The sequence below is a fragment of the Paenibacillus sp. J31P190 genome, assembly GCF_059692075.1.
The window spans coordinates 272,504-291,382 of record NZ_JCAUAS010000008.1 but is presented as its reverse complement, the minus strand read 5'-3'; the positions used below and the strand labels follow the sequence as shown (position 1 = coordinate 291,382).

The 18,879-nt window shown below is 45.5% G+C and carries 12 protein-coding genes; 4 read left to right on the top strand and 8 right to left on the bottom strand.

Translation table 11 applies throughout. The annotated features are described in order from the left end of the window. Nucleotides 1-565 precede the first annotated feature (565 nt). Nucleotides 566-3,541, bottom strand: a complete 2,976-nt coding sequence (locus tag AC58U0_RS17090; protein ID WP_497380189.1) for a family 78 glycoside hydrolase catalytic domain — start codon at nt 3,539-3,541, stop codon at nt 566-568. Between the two features lie 130 nt (nt 3,542-3,671). Here AC58U0_RS17090 and AC58U0_RS17085 point away from each other — a divergent pair, with 130 nt between their 5' ends. Then, nucleotides 3,672-4,550: a helix-turn-helix domain-containing protein gene (locus tag AC58U0_RS17085; protein ID WP_497380188.1), complete on the top strand. Its 879-nt coding sequence runs from the start codon at nt 3,672-3,674 to the stop codon at nt 4,548-4,550. A 45-nt stretch (nt 4,551-4,595) separates the two neighbouring features. Here AC58U0_RS17085 and AC58U0_RS17080 read toward each other — a convergent pair whose 3' ends face one another. Both AC58U0_RS17080 and AC58U0_RS17075 read right to left on the bottom strand, forming a co-directional pair. Then, a complete protein-coding gene (locus tag AC58U0_RS17080) occupies nt 4,596-5,555 on the bottom strand; it encodes an alpha/beta fold hydrolase (RefSeq protein WP_497380187.1) in 960 nt (319 codons plus the stop codon). 24 nt (nt 5,556-5,579) lie between these two features. Next, nucleotides 5,580-7,241 carry a hypothetical protein gene (locus AC58U0_RS17075; protein ID WP_497380186.1) on the bottom strand — a complete coding sequence of 554 codons (1,662 nt, stop codon included), beginning with the start codon at nt 7,239-7,241 and terminating at the stop codon, nt 5,580-5,582. Nucleotides 7,242-7,482: 241 nt separating this feature from the next. Here AC58U0_RS17075 and AC58U0_RS17070 point away from each other — a divergent pair, with 241 nt between their 5' ends. The 3 genes from AC58U0_RS17070 to AC58U0_RS17060 are packed head-to-tail and all read left to right on the top strand — an operon-like array spanning nt 7,483 to nt 10,044. Beyond that, entirely contained in the window at nt 7,483-8,508 is a 1,026-nt protein-coding gene (locus tag AC58U0_RS17070) for a methionine ABC transporter ATP-binding protein (RefSeq protein WP_497380199.1), read from the top strand. Continuing rightward, entirely contained in the window at nt 8,505-9,167 is a 663-nt protein-coding gene (locus AC58U0_RS17065) for a methionine ABC transporter permease (RefSeq protein ID WP_497380185.1), read from the top strand. Before AC58U0_RS17070 ends, AC58U0_RS17065 begins: the two co-directional genes overlap by 4 nt. 28 nt (nt 9,168-9,195) lie before the next feature. Then, complete coding sequence (locus AC58U0_RS17060) at nt 9,196-10,044, top strand: MetQ/NlpA family ABC transporter substrate-binding protein (RefSeq protein ID WP_057306490.1); 849 nt, start codon at nt 9,196-9,198, stop codon at nt 10,042-10,044. A 72-nt stretch (nt 10,045-10,116) separates the two neighbouring features. Here AC58U0_RS17060 and AC58U0_RS17055 read toward each other — a convergent pair whose 3' ends face one another. From AC58U0_RS17055 to AC58U0_RS17035, 5 genes are all read right to left on the bottom strand, one after another. Next, nucleotides 10,117-13,209 carry a DUF5695 domain-containing protein gene (locus AC58U0_RS17055; protein ID WP_497380197.1) on the bottom strand — a complete coding sequence of 1,031 codons (3,093 nt, stop codon included), beginning with the start codon at nt 13,207-13,209 and terminating at the stop codon, nt 10,117-10,119. A gap of 244 nt (nt 13,210-13,453) precedes the next feature. Continuing rightward, entirely contained in the window at nt 13,454-14,284 is an 831-nt protein-coding gene (locus tag AC58U0_RS17050; RefSeq protein ID WP_497380183.1) for a carbohydrate ABC transporter permease, read from the bottom strand. Then, on the bottom strand, nt 14,284-15,198 hold the full coding sequence (locus AC58U0_RS17045; RefSeq protein ID WP_497380181.1) for a carbohydrate ABC transporter permease: 915 nt from the start codon (nt 15,196-15,198) through the stop codon (nt 14,284-14,286). The genes AC58U0_RS17050 and AC58U0_RS17045 overlap by 1 nt, the downstream gene beginning before the upstream one ends. A 120-nt stretch (nt 15,199-15,318) precedes the next feature. Further along, nucleotides 15,319-16,758 (bottom strand): ABC transporter substrate-binding protein, encoded by a 1,440-nt coding sequence (locus AC58U0_RS17040; protein ID WP_497380179.1) that lies wholly within the window; start codon nt 16,756-16,758, stop codon nt 15,319-15,321. A gap of 80 nt (nt 16,759-16,838) precedes the next feature. Next, complete coding sequence (locus AC58U0_RS17035; protein ID WP_497380178.1) at nt 16,839-18,809, bottom strand: glycoside hydrolase family 127 protein; 1,971 nt, start codon at nt 18,807-18,809, stop codon at nt 16,839-16,841. Nucleotides 18,810-18,879: the final 70 nt, after the last annotated feature.

The window sequence follows — 18,879 nt, the reverse complement described above, 5'->3', positions numbered from 1 at the left end:
AAAGAGGTCTAATAGTACAATTGGTTATTTGTCGCCATTGCAATTTGAACAGTTGTACTACGAAAGTGCAGCTTAGCTAAGTGGTGTCCACTTTCTTGACAGAAGAGCAAAAAAGCGCTTAATCTGGAGCGCCCGAACAATTAGGCGCGGAAAACGCGCTTAATCTTGTTGCCCCAAACCAATAAGCGCGTTTTCCGCTCTTAAAGCGAGAGTTCCTCAAGCCTAACCTCGCCTAAAGAGTCTGAGAAGCCGAAAATCGACTTCTCAATAGACCTTCCCGCGCGTCCGGGTTGAATAAGCTCTGAAAACGGAAAGATCCTGGCTGTACCGCTGAAAAACAGCGTACTCATCCAACGTTACTGTATCTCCACCAAACACCTCCCATTTGATCTGAAACGTCCCTTTTCGGTCCTCTCAGCTCCATTTAGCTACTTTTCAACTTCTGAGAAACCTTTTTTTTGCTCTCTCGCGAAGTATATCTGTTAAAAGTGTAAGATGCGCTTATCTCTTAAACAAAAAAACTGCCCCTCAAGGTTTTGACCTTTTGGGACAGTCTCTCTCATTTTCACACCTCGTGACGCTCCACAATCCCGTCCATGCCGTCCGGGATGCGGATCTCCACATCCACGCTGCGCGGCGCCCAAACCTGCAGCCGCATCACGCGTCCGTCCTCCTCGAGTCGCCAAGCGACATCGATTCGTCCCTCCTGCGGCAGTGGAACAGTGCCCCTCGCCCACTGCAAATCTGCAGGCTGCGGGGCGACAACGACCTTCCGCCAGCCTTTGTCGGCGGGAGTGACACCAAGCACATGCGCGCCTAAGAAATATCCGGGCGCTGCCGACCACGCATGACAGTGACTGCGTGTAAGCATATCAGGGTTCGCTCTATTTTCCGCGAAATTCGGGTACATTTCCCAGCAGGTCGTGGCATCATATTCAATCATTTGCCCAAAATGCTCCCGCATATCTGTGATCATACGATCAATACCGATGCGGCCCATTTTCGCGAGAGCCTCATAATAAAAGAAGGACATAAACGGACTGCCGATTTGAACAAAATCTGTCGGCGGAGCAAACAAATATGTCTGTATCTGCTCTGCGCGTTCACCCTCAGCTACACCACACAAGTACGCAATAACCTGCGTCTGCATACTAAAAACAGTCGAAGCACGGCCATTCGCATGGATACAATCCAAATATGCACTGCGTTCCTCACTCCATAAATGCTTGTTAATGGCTTGGCTCAGACGAAGCGCTTTCCCCTCATATTCTGCTGCTTCTCCCGCTTCGCCAACGGCTCTCGCCAACTCTGCCGCGCTTCGAAGCGTTTTGACCAGAATCATATTTTGGTGTGTGACCACCCCATTATTCGGCTGATCAATTGGTGCCCAATCCAGCAAGTTCCAGCCTTTAATGAACAATAATCCACGATCATCAAGCTTTTGTTCATAATGCTCAAGGGTATAACGAATATGCGGCCATAAGTCTCTCGCAAAAACCTCATCGCCAGTATGCTCATAATATTCACAGCTGGCCAGTGCCCAAAAAAACGTCCAGTTCGGAATAACGCTGCTCCAAGCACTAGGAACCTGATCCACATATAACGGTGTTTGTATGCTAGAACCAGGCACTAACCGCAAACAACGCTCGACAATCTCCGTAGCTCCGAACACGTAATAATTGACTAAAGCCTCGTTGCGGCTGTCCCCAACCCAGAAAACCTGCTCATAAGCCGGACAATCAACGAACGTATCTTCCATACAAAGTCGGGTTGTATGCTTACTAATCTGCCATATATCGTTCAAAAGGGCATCAGAGCTTTGGAACTTGCCTATCTCTGCTATGGGGTAATTACTTTGCTGTACCTGTACGCCGTACATTTTAACTGTTCTTGCAGCATTCCTTACCGTAACCATCAAATAGCGAAATCCTCTCCGCACATAAGAGGTATACGATTGACGCCCTGCCGAACACGTATAACGCAGCGTATTATCTAAATCGAACGTGTCTTGACGCCACCCGTCGCGCATGTATTCATAGCCATAGAAATCAAGTATGGTTCCTTCAGCGGCATCTACTTCAAATTGTATAAAGCCAGATAACTCACGGCCAAAATCAAGGATAAATTCCGTATCTGCACCCTCATATCTCGGCAATATTGCAGGATTCACACTTGGGATAACTGCCTGCTGCAAAGGGTAAGGCACAGCTTGCGCCAGCGCTTCTTTTTTCCATACACTGAGTGCAAAGATAGAATCCCTGCTCACCAATTCCTGTGGGTAAGGGCGAATCCAATCTGTATACCGACTCAGGTCCAGTGCAGAAGAAATACTGCGAATCTCCACATAAGTGTTAAAAGCGGGAAAAGCATCTACATCTACTCCATCCTTCCGTTCATCCCGTATAGAAGAAGAACCATAGTCTTCATATGGGTGCAAAGAATCACTGCTTTCCTGGTGATCAATGCATTCAAAAGATGCAAAAGGACCAATAGAAATAAATGGTGACATAACGTTGCCTGCTTCCGCTAAAGGAGAAACGACCTCAAAATAAGCATCGCAATCAATGCCCAACTGCAGCGTTCGGCCATGATCAACGCCAGTAGTTTCCAACAAGATGAGATTGTCTCCTGCCTTCAGATCTATCTCAGCATACCTTTCTGGTAATACACCCGTATAACGATCCGCATCCAGCCACTCTCCATTCACACTGCAGCCCTTCACAGTGCTCGGCTGTACAAGTCCTAACACAGCTTTTACGGCCTTCTCGGTTCTTACTACCGTTGCCATATACCCAGCAAATCCCACTGGATTCGCATGATTCACACTCTCTGGCACCATTTGATTGCGGACATCAATCGAGGCCGTCCATGCAACGGGTTTTACCTGGTGGAGGGATTCGATACGTACCGGCCACACGAGTTCCTCGGTAAGGAATGGAATATCTCTAGGCACAAGACGGCTCCAAGGCTCTATACCAACAGCGCCAACGATAGAGGCTTGACCCCATGCAGAATCATCGTAATCTGGCAAATACCAATCCGCTCTCCAAGCGCTCGCATCCATCCGTTCAGCAAAGCCTTGCTGACACGACATCCGCCCAGAGCGGCTATCATACCCAAGATGCAGCGAGGTTTTCCAGCTTTCATCCGTCACCAACTCTACGTGAGAATGACCCTCATGCTCACTCTCCACTTGCACTAACAAACCGCCGCGTCCGCGCAAATAGTAGAAATTGGACACACCGAAATGGAGCACCATGACCCCAATCACATTAGGTCTTCCCTTGTGCAGCAAGTGTCCAATTTCGTATGTATCATAAGACTGCTCGAATGGCCATGAGCGAACAGGACCTCGTCCCACTTTGGTTCCATTCACATATAAAGCGTATCGTGAATCGGCAGTAATGGATATTGTTGCTGCTCCCCAGCCTTCAGAGCCCACATCGAATGTCTTTCTGAAACACCGCCACTCATTTCGTGGACTTGCTTCACCATTACCCCAAACCCATTGTGCTTGCCAATCGATTTCTAATTGTCTCATTTCAGCTGCCTCCACCAAAAATAATGATTGTTACTTCGATAGCTTTATTTTATGATGAGAGCGTACTCATTTTTAGGGTTAATTCCGACATTCATTAGGGTCTTAATTGACATAAGAGGAGTAAAACGAAATGACCATTAAACGAAGTATTATCGAAACACCCGGCGATCAATATTTCCTTCCGGAACTTCCTCTTTACGTCAACCGCGTTCACGAATCTTTTGAAATGTTGCAGCATACGCACGATTTTATTGAAATTAGCTATGTTGCTGAGGGCAGCGGTGCACATTATATCGATAATACCTCATTACCCGTTTCCAAAGGAGATCTCTTCTTCATTCCAGTTGGCGTCTCCCATGTGTTCCGCCCATCATCTATGGCACAGAAAAAAAACCTTGTAGTTTACAATTGCATTTTCACTCAGGAATGGTTGAACCAATTATTTCAATCGCAATTGAATGGAAGTAAAGATGAATTCAATGTCCTATTCTCGCAGGCAACTGAACAATCTGCTTGGCTTTCTTTTAAAGAACGCAATGGGGAATTCGAGCCTCTTTTTGAACGTTTGCACTTCGAATATAACGCCCATCGAAGCGGTTTTATGACGATTTTACAAACTTGTGTGGCACAGCTTCTTGTTTACATGCATCGCTCCAAAATGGATTTCACACCGGAAGTGTCCAAAGCGAGCCTTCAGGACTTAGATAGTTTACTCGCCCATATTCGCGGGCATTGCAGCAGCCCAATCTCGCTCACAGAAGCTGCCGCCAGATTGTCCATCAGCGAGCGTCAGCTTCATCGCCAGCTTAAAAAGCATACGGGAATGTCCTTCATGGAGTACGTGCAGCACGCACGAATTGAAGCCTGTTGCCAGCAATTACGAGCGAATGATCACAAGATCAGCGATGTCGCTGCACGTGTCGGCTATCAGGATATGAAATTTTTTAACCAGCTTTTTAAAAAGATAACCGGTGTCACTCCCAGCCAGTACCGACAGCTGCATAGATAAACAAAAAATGCCCCTCCATCACGAAGATGTGAGAGGCATTTCATTTTAAAGGCCCAACATAAATTGCAAGGTTTTATCACTGAAGCCAGGTAAACCTTCATGACCATAATCCGGGTACAACTCAAACTGCTTTTTCGACTTGATTTTGTTATAAGCAGCGAACTGCGTGGAAGGCGGGCATACGGTGTCGCTAAGACCAACGGCCATCAGAACTTCACCTTGGATGCGATTTGCCAGATTCTGAATGTCAATATAGCCCAGCTTCGTGAATATTTCATCTTCGCGTTTGTGCTGTGGATCATGACGTCGGAAGAAGTCCTTCAATTCCTGGTAGGCATCCTTCGCCAAATCCATTTCCCAAACGCGCTTATAATCGCTAAGGAATGGATAAACTGGCGCTAACCGCTTAATGCGAGGCTCCAGTGCAGCACAAGCGATCGTCAAGGCGCCTCCTTGAGAGCCACCCAATGCGCCTACACGCTCGGGATCAACCTCTGGCATGCTCATTGCAATGCCGGCGAGTTGAGCCGTATCTAAGAAAATATCCCTGTACAGCAATTGATCAGGATGATCATCTAAGCCGCGAACGATATGCCCGCGAAGTGTCGTCCCCTTTACACCACCTGCATCTTCCGATAAACCGCCTTGACCACGGCAATCCATGGAAAAGAACGAGTAGCCTAGAGCGGCATACGGTAATTTCCCTGACCAATCGCCTGAGCTTCCGGAGTAACCATGGAATTCAACGATAGCTGGATGCGGCTTATCTGTGTGTTTAGGGCGAACATATTTGGCATAAATGCGAGCCCCTTTGACACCTGTAAAATAGAGATCAAAACATTCAGCGTAAGGCACTTGAAATTCACTCGGACGAAGTTCGATTTGAGGATCAACTGCCTTCATTTCAGCAATGGCCCGCTCCCAATAAGAATCGAAATCTTCAGGCCGGGGATTACGTCCTTCATAAGTAACTAGCTTATCTAATGAAAAATCAAATAATGGCATGTCATATCCTCTTTTCTATAATTTTCAAGCGACCGTATAGCTAGAGAAATCAACAGCTTTGCCATTCACAAGTCTGATAATCTTCCCTTCACTATGTATGCCACTGCTTAAAACCATCGTTTCATCCTTCAAAGTCGTATAGGTGATTTGCAAATCGTCCTCGCCAGACAGGATATAAACGGGTTGCTTCTGCTTCATCACATATGCAAATTGCTGTATATCCCTTATCTGGAGAGTTTCTGCTGTTCGCTGGTCGATACACTCGACAACGACGGAATTCATTCTCCCTTTGCTTGTGACAACGGATCGATCTTCGCGTACTTCCCTTTGGAAGGACTGCTGCACATAAACTGCCATGTAAACATGACCACATAATCCAAACAGTCCGTTCGGTTCTTCTACCCATTCTCCTACAGGCAGACATCCTATTACGAATTCAGGCTGACCATCTGGAATTTGATAGGAAGCGATCAATGCATTTTGATGAAAAAGCACATCTGAAAATTCACTTTGATGACGTAAATCTCCTTCTGTATAGCCCTGGCCTGAGTGAAAAAAATACAAATGATTTACACCTTGGACCGCATCTAGCGGAAGAGCTATATCCCAGCGATGTTGTTCATTATCAAACTCTTGTATGCGTTCCCACATACCGCCTAGCGCAAAGCTTTCTGTGATATATACATAACTATGCAGCACATCGTTATTGCCAACAGCTAGAGCTGCTTGTTTGGGAACTCTGCGAGTAATTTCTACTGGAGACGCACGATGTAAGGCTGTTCGCTGAACTTCTGATGAAGCTTCATAGGCAATAAAACCTGCATATTCGGTTCGAGGCATGTGATCCGGTAATGTGAAATCACCAAACTGAACATAATCGTGCAGCACGTTGGTGTCCTTAGGCATATCATGCGGCCATATCCGCGAATGCGGGCCCACCCATGCCCCTCCCAGATAATACGCCGAGCGAACCTTCCAGAGGTAGTCCAATAAACGAGCTAAATCAGCTTTGATTTCCGCATCCTTCATAAGCTCCCAAGCGCACGTAAAAGCCTGCATCCAGTGCCAGAACCAAGGTAACCCTCCATACTCCGACATGCCTATCGAAGTGACCCGATTCAGTGTACTGCGCAAGCTTTGGCAGCCATCCTCCAGCAATGCCGTATCCTCATAAAGCTGTCCGAAAATAATCTTAGCTGCTGTGTATTTTGCTTCATGATGGTTATAGTGCTCCGATGGTTTACGATAGAAGTTACTTCTATAAATATGACGCAGTGCTAAAGCAAATAAGCTTCGCAAGGATTCACTCAAGTTATCTGAATAGCGTTGATAGAAAAAAACCATTAGACTCCCCATCAGTTCAACAGGAAGTGCATTTTTTGGTGCTTCTTTAGGAGTAGGTCTCAAATGTAAGGGCCAATGACCATAGGTTCCACTTTCTTCGTTCTTGTCCTGAAGTTCCAAAACTTGAAACAGGATGCCCTCCGCCTTGATCTTAGCCTGTAGGCGATCTCCGTCAAATGGGATTGTTTCTTCCTGAGAAGCTGCAAATAAATAGGAACCGTAGTAGAAATTATCTCGGATATCATGATGAAATAATAAACCGCTGTTTAAAATAGGCTGCTTGAATGCCGCTTCAGCAATTCTGGACTTGATCTCATTTTGGCGTTGTTGCAAATTTGTCAATTTTGTCACCTCCTTAGCAAAAACTTAAAAAATACCGATTTTCACGTTATTTAAGCGCTATCCTTCATAATTGAAACGGTTAACCTCAGTTTACTTGCAAATAAATGGAGCGTCAATGCAAAGCGGCCTTTCATTTACCATATTTTAGACGTTGCATCCTCTTGCAATTTCTTATAAAATGATCTACCGTTGGTCAAAATATATCATCACCAATATTTGCATGGAATAGGAGGTATTCATCCTGATTCATATCGAAAATTTACAAAAAGTATATGAGGATATTCCGGGACGTGTACCGGCCATCCAGCAGATCCATTTACATATCGATCGCGGAGAAATATTCGGCATCATCGGACACTCCGGTGCAGGAAAGAGTACTTTACTGCGTTGTGTAAATTTACTGGAGCGACCATCCTCTGGCAGCATTCACATTGATGGTGAAGAAATGACTAAGTTGGATTCTCGCCAATTGCAAACAAAACGCCGCAAAATCGGGATGATTTTCCAACATTTCAATCTCCTCTCTTCATCGACCGTTGCCGAAAACATTGCCTTTCCTTTGAAATTGGCTGGGATGGGGCAAGTGGCGATTCAGTCCCGAATTAAGGAACTGCTCGATTTAGTCGGTTTACAGGAACACGCGCAAAAGTATCCAAGCCAGCTCTCAGGCGGACAGAAGCAGCGCGTCGGTATTGCAAGAGCTTTGGCCAATCATCCGGATATTCTACTCTGCGACGAAGCGACTTCAGCGCTCGATCCTCAGACAACGAATGCCATTCTTGCACTGCTGCTCGATATTAATCGAAAGCTTGGCATTACGATCCTGCTCATCACACATGAGATGCAGGTCATTCGTGCGATCTGCGACCGTGTTGCTGTCATGGAGAAAGGCTTGATCGTTGAAACCGGGAAAGTGCTTGATGTATTCCTGAAGCCCCAGCATGCGGTTACGAAGGAGTTCGTTGGACAAGTTTCTGATTTCGCACAAAGTTCAGACCAGGATCCGATGGTGAAACAGGGAGAAAAGCACGGAACGGTGATCCGAATTACCTATATCGGTGCCAAAACCTATGAACCGATCTTGTTCGAAACCGTCAAGTCGACGAATGTGTCCTTTGCCATCCTTCAGGGTACAATTTCTTCCATGAAAAGTGTTCCTTACGGTCAATTGGTTGTGGAATTAACAGGCGGACACCAAGAAGAAATCGATTCTGTGATTGCCAAGCTTGAGCAAGAAGGAATCGACGTGGAGGTGCTCAACCAATGAATATGACCTGGGACATTAACTGGTCCGAAATTACGAAAGCAACTGGCGATACACTCGTCATGCTGGGTTGGTCGCTCTTATTCACTGTCATCATCGGCATGGCACTGGGCATCATTTTATTTCTTACTTCCAAAGGGCAGCTGCTGCAAAATCTGCCGCTTTACGGAGTGCTCTCGCTGATCGTGAACATCCTTCGCTCTGTGCCTTTCGTGATTCTGATGATCTCCGTTTTTCCGATCACGAAGGCTATCGTGCATACAACCATCGGCGTCCAGGGCGCGATCCCGCCGCTCGTTATCGCAGCCGCGCCGTTTCTCGCGCGGCTGGTTGAAACCGCGCTGCGCGAGATCGACAGCGGCGTCATTGAAGCCGCGCAGTCAATGGGCGCTACGCCATGGCAAATCGTCTGGCGCGTCCTGATGCCGGAAGCGCGCCCGGGTCTGATTTCAGCCATTACCGTGACGGCTGTTGCCCTGCTCTCCTACTCCGCCATGTCAGGTGTAGTTGGCGGCGGCGGGCTTGGTGATCTCTCGCTTCGCTACGGCTACATGCGGTTCCGTACCGATATCATGATCGTGACCGTCGTCATTCTCGTTCTATTCGTTCAGCTCTTACAAATGCTAGGAGACCGCTTGGTCGCCAAATTTAACCGCAAATAAAACACATTATATTGGAGGAAATCTCATCATGAAGAAACTTACTCTATCTTTAATGACTATTTTCGTTGTGCTTGCTCTTGCAGCATGCGGACAGAAAGCCGCTGAAACACCTGCAAGCTCGGCACCTGCTGCTTCTGCTACTCCAGCTGCCGCAAAAGAAGTTACGCTTAAAGTCGGTGCATCTTCAGTCCCTCATGCTGAAATTTTGAATAGCCTTAAAGACAAAATGAAAGCGCAAGGCGTGAAACTTGAAGTTATTGAGTTCAACGATTATGTTCAACCGAACGTGCAAGTGTTTGAAAAACAATTGGACGCTAACTTTTTCCAACATCAGCCTTACCTGGATCAATATAACTTAGATAAAAAGCAAAACCTAGTAAAAGTAGTTGGTGTGCACATTGAACCGTTCGGCGCTTATTCCCAAAAGGTGAAAGCTGCTGCAGAATTGAAAGATGGCGCTTCCGTCGCTATTCCTAACGATCCTTCAAATGCCGGCCGTGCGCTTGCTTTGATGGAGAAAAACGGTTTGATCAAATTGAAAGACGGCGTTGGCATCAAAGGTACAGTTCAAGATATCATTGAAAACAAAAAGAAACTTCAAATCAAAGAATTAGACCCTGCTATGCTGCCACGTACGATCGGTGAGTTTGATTTGGCTCTGATCAATACGAACTACGCGCTTCAAGCGAATCTAAATCCTACGAAAGACGCTTTGTTCATCGAGGACAAAAATTCACCTTACGTGAACATCGTCGTTTCCCGTCCGGACAACAAGGATTCCGAAGCGATGCAAAAGCTTGCTAAGGAACTGAACTCCGCTGACACGAAAAAGTTCATTGAAGATAAATACAAAGGCGCAATCGTGCCTGCGTTCTAAGCAACCTTTCGATCCAAACAAAAAGCTGTTCCTTAGGTCTTAACTGACCTAAGGAACAGCTTTTTTTCACACTTAAGACCCGTAAACCTTCCATGATTCAATCCCTGAAGAGAAAGTCGATTTTGCTGTGATATTCAGTCTGATTTTGGTCGTCGATACCGGTGTAAAGGTCGTCGTATTATATTGATTTGCCGCGACACCTAATCCTGAAGGGTTTCCTACATTGACCCATGCGGTTCCGCTCCAATATTGGAGTGTATAGGAAGCAGGAAGATCGATGCCTTGGTCGTCATCAAACCAATAAATATCTGATCTCGAAATCGTCTTCGCTGTTGCAAAATCATATTGCACCCACTGCGTCGTTCCCGGATTATCCCAGTTTCCATACACGGAATGCCCTCTGTCATTGGAGCTTGTAGGCGTGTACCCATCGTTTAAGCCAGCCAGACTCTCCCAAGAGGATACAAACGATGTCGTAGCTGTCCCTAGAGGAGCTATGTCAACAGGGCCGGTAGCAGTTCCAACTTGCAGTTTTACATCATAAGTGGCAGCTGTACCTACATTTAGATTAATGCTTGTTTTCGCGCCATTCACAGCAGTTGCCGTACCAACATTTACATTATTGACCAAAATGTCATAGGTGCCTGCAGCAAGGCCGTCAAATGTCACTTTCGTCGTATGAGCCGTACCTGTAGTCAAATTCTTCAATGTAAAGTTGACATTGTTTTTCGCAATCGCCACAGTGGCTGAGGTATACTGATCTTTTTCCAGATCCATGGATAGCTTCTGCGTGATTAAATTCAAGCGTTTGAACAAACCATCTTTTGGCGTGATGACATAGCTAGAACCGGTTTGAGTAACATCAGCCCCGTAACCGAGCAGTCCAAAGATCGGATCGACAGCGATGTCGCTGCTTAGAATTTTGAGTGCGCCGAACAATCCGAGATCGGCTTCACCGCTCATCCCTCTCCAGCCATTGAACAAAGGTCCGCCGTCCAGACCCAGGGCTCCATAATTGCCTTTCTCCGCTTGGTAGGTCCAAGAAACGGCACCGATATTGGCAGCATCCGAGGAAATTTGACCAGAGTTAATCGCGCCGACATTAGCAATTTTGGCAGCATAGGACAATCGCTCTTCAACTTCAGGTGTTGTGGAATGGTTTCGAATCCAATCATCCATCGCGTACCCAGCAAGGGAAACGGTATATTGGAAATTCCACCAGTTCTCGCCTGTAATCGTCACCGGGTCCGCATAGTAATACCAGATTGGCATTTGACCGCGGGCTGCCCGAGTTTTGTTATTAATTTTACTCATCATCGTGGTATTGTTATTCATTTTGGCCAAGGTGTACACGGCTTCTTCCCCTGTATTATCATAGGAGTATTCAGAACCGTAAGGGTAGGTCGTGTTTTTGAAATTGTTATATTTCGTTGCCATTTTCGCTATCATGTCATTAGCCTGAGAGCTATAGCCCTCATCCTGTAAGGCTTTGATGATATCCGGAGTTGTCAATTCCCCCATCAAACCGGTATTCCAGTTATAAGCCACAGGGCCATCATATAAGGTTTTGAAAATGTTATAAGCTCTCAGCAAATAGGTATTCTTGGGCTGCGTGTATGTGATGAGATTCGGGTAAAGCTTCGCGATTTTGTACATGCTGAAATATGTGTTATAAATGTGCGGATAAGCATAGCCGCGGTAGGTTGGCGTATCGTTCGGCTCTGGCATCAGGAAATCATGAACGAGATAATCGCTATGGTTATTTACCATAAGTCGATTCCAGATCGCCGTCTCTAAATATTGATCTACTGCGGTAACCTCAGAAGCTATTGGCGTCAGTGCGTTTTTCTCGGCAAGGAATTGCCCGTGTGTATAGCCCCAATCGTCGCCCCAGCCCCAATACCCGGCAAAGGAACCCCGCTTCGCTTTATTTTGCATCATCCAATCGTCGAACACCTTGTCATAAATTTGACCGGGTGCATTCCATTGCGTTTTATTCACCATAAACGTTGCATGTCTTTGCAACGCTGCATCGATAGGTTCAATGGCATAAAATTGCAGCACCGTTTTCTCACCAGTCCCGTAGTTAACGGTAATGTTATTGGGCCCGAGATGATTTAAATTGAGCTCATAGATCTTATGATCGGTACCTGTCGTATTTAGATACGTAATCGTTGTTTCAGACGGATACTGTGCTGTAACCGATGTGATCGTTTTGGATGTATGCAGATCGATCTTCGCCTTCATATTCGTTGCGAACATCATACCTGGTACAGCAGTTACATCTATAAGACCTTCCGTGTATAGTTTATCTTTCATCGCATTCTCATTCGCCACTTTAAAGAATTTAAACGCATACGTTTTGCTTTGATTCGCAGCGAGAATTAGACTCGTATTCGGTAAATATCCACGATTGGTGCTTTTAATCACGTTGGAATGAATATAGAAAACATTTAAGCCCTCTACCCAACCGCCTTGATCCATGGCCCACATGCTGCCCGGATGCTCTTCAATTCTCCAACGATCTTGATACTCGAAACCGGCTCCTGTTGTGGCGTCCGGCACCATCAGTAAGAAAGGACCAATTCCACTTGGACGAGCAGCAGTAATATACGAGCTATTGTTACCTACATAGGAATGCGTGACTACTCTTGTTTCGTAGATCGGATCATTTCCAGCTGTCCAGAATTCATTGAAAGGAAGCGGAAGTCCGACATCCCCGAACTCAATAGACTGCGTGCTTGTATTCGTAATATTGATGGACCACTGCAAGTAATCACTGATTAAGGAATAGGTTACAATGACCTTAAAGTTTTTAATCCCTTCGGCATTCGCCGAATTCTGATATGTGACCGTCACGGTATTGCCGCTCTGTGTGATGGTTCTCCCATCTGCAGATTTATTCGTGTAGGCCTTGGTCCAAGCCCCACTGCCCAGCTTGTACGTGAACATCAATTCGCCCAGCCATTCATGATCGGCCGTGTTCTGATTGGGGGCGTTCGTAGCATTCATAACATAATCAGTGGAGAAAGTGTCTCCTGTTAACTTAAGCGACGTAATCTCACCATTCGTCCCTGTTTGCACATTAAACGTACTGTTCGACAAGGTATTCGCAAACGCCATACCAGGGGAAAAGAACAAGCAAACAATGGCCGTCAGGAACATGCTGGCAAGTAGAGCAAGAATCCTTTTGTTGAATTGAAAGCTTGGCATACTCATGAATTGCACCTCCATCAAATTGATTTCGCAAAACTATTTTTGAAGCGGTTGACCTTTCATCACCCCCTTTCTGCCATTTACAACGAGAGACAACTCTCCCTTAATCGGTGAAAGCGCATACAATCAAGACAATAGAGAATAGACAGAACGACCCTTACGTTGTCTGTCACTCTATTTGGCTATTCTTGGATTATCCTTTAATGCCTGTTGTTGCTATTCCCTCAATGAAATACCGCTGTCCAAACAAGAAGACAATGACTGCTGGTATGACCATGATCGCTGTTCCCGCCATCAGCAGATTCATCGGTGTATTGTTGGCTCCGCGAAGTGTGGATAATCCCAGTGACACCGTATATTTATTGGCATCATTCAGATACACAAGCTGACCTAGAAAATCATTCCATACGCCAACGAACGTGAATAAGAGCACTACGACAATCGCAGGTTTAATGAGAGGAAGAATAATTTTACGGTAAATGGTAAAATACCCGGCACCATCGATAACGGCTGATTCGTCAAGCTCTTTGGGAATCGTCATTAGAAATTGTCTCAATAAGAAGATATTAAAAGCGCCGCCGCCGAAAAAAGCAGGAATGATTAACGGCCAATAGGTATTCGTTAACTGCAATTTGGACCAACCAATGTATGTGGGGACTAAAGTGACAATGCTAGGAAGTAAAATCGTCATGATGATGAGAGAGAACCAGAGGTTTTTGAGCGGAAATTCAAGTCGTGCAAATCCAAAAGCCGTTAAGCTTGCTGTCAGACCCACACCAACTAACACCGGTATGATGACTATGAACGTATTTACAAAATACTTACCGAAATTAACACGTTCCATGACCTCGGTGTAATTATCGATGCGGAACGCATTTGGAAACCAGATCGGCGGAAACTCCAAAATTTCTTGCAGGTTGAGTAACGACGAACGAACAATCCAATACATGGGGAAAAACACGATGAGAGAAAGCAGGAAAAGCACAGCATACGTAACGATTTTCCCTCTGATACGATAGGTCATTATTTATTCCCTCCTTCGTAATGTACCCACCCAGCTGAAGAACGGAATAACAAGTACGTGAAGAATGCAACAATGATGAATAGTACCCAAGCGAGTGCGCAGGCGTAGCCCATATTTTGACGTTGAAATGCTTCTCGATAAATGTAAAAGGCGTAAAATAAAGTGGAGTTACCCGGACCACCTTGCGTCATGGGATAAGCTTGTGTAAAAGCCGTAATCGAATTCACAAATCCGAGAATGACGTTATAGAAAATGATGGGCGACATGAGTGGAATAGTTACAGAACGTAATTTATGCCACCAGCCTCCACCATCGATTTCCACAGCTTCGAGTAAATGCGCAGGCACATCTTGCAGGCCTGCAAGAAAGATCACAATAACGTTGCCGGATCCCCATACCGCAATGATAATCATCGAAAGTACAGACGTGTCCGGACTGTTCACCCACATAAGTTTATCAATACCAATAAAGCTTAAGAGATGATTAATGATGCCGAAATCGGGATTATAGAGCCATAACCAAATGATACTGCTCGCTAGTACCGGAATAATCGATGGTAAGTAGAAAATCGCACGAAAAGCAGCCCGGCCTCTTATCTTCTGATTAAGAAATAAAGCAACGACAAAGCAAAACAGGATCGAGGCTGCAACGGATCCAATGGCATAGTAGGCTGTAGCTTTGAGAGAGTCGAAGAAAAAGAGGTCCTGTGTGAAAATTTGGCGGTAATTATCGAACCCAACCCATTGTTTCGGTTTCAGAATGGTCCAATCCGTAAAGCTTAAATATAAGCTATAGAGCAAAGGACCGAGCGTAAAGATGAATAATCCCAGAATAGCTGGCAGTATGCACAAGTATCCGACAATCACCTGCTGCCGTTTGAGGCTTCTGTAACTGGACTGCTGACCTGTGGACATGAACCTGTACCTCCTATGTGTGGCAAAACTTACATCGTAGCACATCAGGAACAAGTACTTTGAATTCACCTTATTCCTGCGTGCTGTTTGCCTATCTGTTAACTCCTATGCGGGTGATCTTTAATTGGCCTTACCACTTTCAAAGATTGGCTTAATTTTCGGCATCATTTCGGCAATGGCATCCTTCGCTGATTTGGTGCCTAACCAAACCGGATCTAATCCCGGATTTAGTACATCGCCAATCCGGCTGTAAGTAGGAAGGAAAAACCAAGGTGTAGGATAGGTTGCTTTTAAAGCGTAATCAATAACTGCCGTTTTATACTCTGGCGGGTGAACGGGTGATTGCGTCCATCTTTTGATTTTCTCTGGATCTGTGTACCAGCTCATCTCTGTAGGCATCCAAACCCCGCTGTCAATGTTAGCTATGTTTTTCTCCGTATCCATGAGCCATTTATATAGCTCAATGGTTTCTTTTGGATGTTTCGTGCTCTTATACACGACCATTGGCGTTCCGGTATTGGTTGTTGCAGGCTTTTTGAAAATAGGGAGCACGCCAATTCCGTTTTTCAACCCATTTTTTAGCTGCGGATTAATATTGACCAGTTCCCATTGTCCAGAAGTAACCATCGCCACTTTTTTGGAAAGAAGCAATTGACCAACATCGCCTGGCAGGCCGGAAGATTGGGCAGCCGTCGGTGACACGTGCTCAACATTAGATAGATCAGCAATTTTCTGAATCGCTTCAATGGTTTCCGGTTTATCGAGTAATAGCTGCTTACCATCCTGACTCACTTCCCCACCGCCATTGGAAATCGCGAAAGGTGTCCAGAAGAAGTCTTGACCGTGAGACACGTTGATGCCGTATTGCACAATGTTTTTGGCATCAAAGCCTGCTTCGCCAGGGTGTTTACCGCCCTTATCTTTCGTTAGTTTTTTAGCGACGTCCAGCATTTGATCCCAAGTCCACGCTTTTTCCGTTTCAGCTGGCGGATAAGGAAGCTTTGCCTCGTCGAACATAGCTTTGTTATAGTGAAGAAGGATGATTTCGTTCGCAACACTGTATCCTAGCAATTTACCGTCAGGGGTGACGAACTTGTTACTTTCCAGCTTCGGTGTTACCGAACCATCTTTGTAGTACGATGATAAATCCATCAGGATGTCTGATTCTGCATATTTGAGCGCTTGTGCTTCCAGCATCGTACTGATATCCGGAAGTGTTTTAGAGGCGGCCATGGCGCTAAGCTTTGCACCGAATTCTGCGAGTGCTACGTTCTGATAATCCACTTTAATGTTAGGATGTGCTTTCTCGAAGGCGTCCAAGCTAACTCGTGTAGACTTCGCTTCTTCATTGTTCGCCCAATCAGTGAATCGAATTGTCACTTTCTCCCCAGCGTCCGGCGCTTTCGTTGCTGCCACAGCTGTCGAGTTTGCCGGAGTGTTCGCTGCCGGGGAAGCGGTGCCGGTGGATGTTGGGGTATTCGTTGAACTACAACCGACCATTAAACCTAACGCTAACGTTGTAACCGTGCTCACTTCCAATCCTTTTCTCAAAGACTTCAAATTTAACCCCTCCAAATGATCGTTTATCATTTTCACTTTTACCTATATATACCATAAACCTTTGCAGGTTAAAGCCTTTTTTACTTTTCTTTGACCCAAACCGACATTTCACCTTGCCCTCGATTGGCCCATGCGTAATAAGGAATGAAGGTTGCGGTTATCGTCTCCCATTCATGAGAAGCGTTGGCGATATACAAATGTTCTCCCCACTTTTGTTCCCAATCGTCAGAACGAATTCGTTTCGCCGGGACGGAGATCGTCTGTATCCCGCCTAACAGTTCATGGTCGAAGTACTTCCGATGTTCATCCTGTGGTTCCAACATGATCTGATGCAAACCTGCTCCATTATCTGTTTCCTCTAAACAATAGATCAACGGACCGCATTGCAAGGCAACCTTACCGATCGTTTCACGAACATGTGGATGGCCTTTCATTCGGCTAACCTGCATGGGTAAGATCAACTCTACACGATCATTGGATTGCCATTCTCTGGTGATATAGACATATCCGTCTCGGACCTGTTCATCAAGTTGGATAGGGATTCCTTGTACGGTCAGCTTAGGCTCTGTGCACCATTTTGGAATTCTCAGAGCTAACGTGAACGTTTTTTTTTCAGTCACTTGGATAATGAATCGCACATTCCCGTTCCATGGAAACTCGGAATGTTGATCAATGCTTACTTGTTGCCCCTCGATATCCAGCGTAATTTGACTGCCAATGTATAAGTTGGTGTAAACAGTGTTCCCTTGCGATGTATAAATATATTGTCCTAAAGAAGCAAGCAGCCGAGCGATGTTAGGAGGACAGCAAGCACACCCGAACCATCCTTGTCTTACAGGCTTCACATGGCTCATATGATGGTTTTTGAGTATCGCATCCGGCCATACTTCAAGTGGATTCACATAAAAGAAGCGTTTACCATCCTGAGACATTCCACTGATGACGGTATTATAAAGCGCCTGCTCCATGATATCTGCATACTCGCTTTTGGCTTCTATTTGCAACATTCGCTGTGCGAAGAAGATTAATCCAATGGACGCGCAGGTTTCGGCATAGGCTGTATCATTAGGTAAATCGTAGTCCATCGTGAAGGATTCCCCATGTGCCATGGAACCAATGGCTCCTGTGATGTACATCCTTTTGCTTACAATATTCGTCCACAGCCTTCGACACGCTTCAAGCAGCTCCTGATCTCCGGTCTCTGCGGCGACATCCGCCATTCCGGAACACATGTACACGACGCGAACGGCGTGCCCTTCAGCTGTTTGCTGTAGCCTTACTGGTAAATGGGCTTGATTATAGGTTCGGTCATGGACCATATCCAAATTGGGAAAATGAACCTGACCATTCCGACGATGAAGCTCCTGTTCAAAGAAGCTGGGTTCCTTCCCTCGCTCATCCAGAAAATACAGACTTAATCGAAGGTAGCTGTCATTGTTCGTCGTTTGATACAGTTTTACAAGCGCTAGCTCGATTTCTTGATGACCATCATAACCGTGAATTTGTCCCTCACCGGGTCCGAACACTTCATCAATACAATCGGCTAAACGACAAGCCACATCTAAAATCATTCGCTTTCCTGTCGCCTTATAATAAGCAACTGCCGCTTCGATCAAATGACCTGCACAATACAATTCATGACATTCGGCCAAATTCGTCCATCTTCCATTCGGTTCCTTCAGTGTAAAATAAGTATTCAGATACCCATCCTTATGCTGTGCTTTTGCTATAATCGTGATAACCTCGTCAGCCAATTTCTCCAATTCCGGATCGTGACCAGTTTCCAGCAAATAACTTACGGCTTCCAACCATTTCGCTACATCACTGTCTTGAAATACCATTCCGTAAAACTCACCTTGCTCCAATCCAGCGGAAATTTTAAAATTTTTCATCGCATGGCTGGGTTCTGCTCCTTCAATTCGATCGTTTAACGCTTCCCACTGATAAGGAACGACAACATTCCGAACCAATCGAATATAAGCAGACCAAAAATCATCCGAGATGCGTACATTCTTCAATGGGAATGGTCTGGAGATTGATAAATTCGCCATGTAGGGGTCCCCTTTATTTTATAAATATGATCTTTTTCGTAAGCGCTTTAATTAATATACTACATGGTGT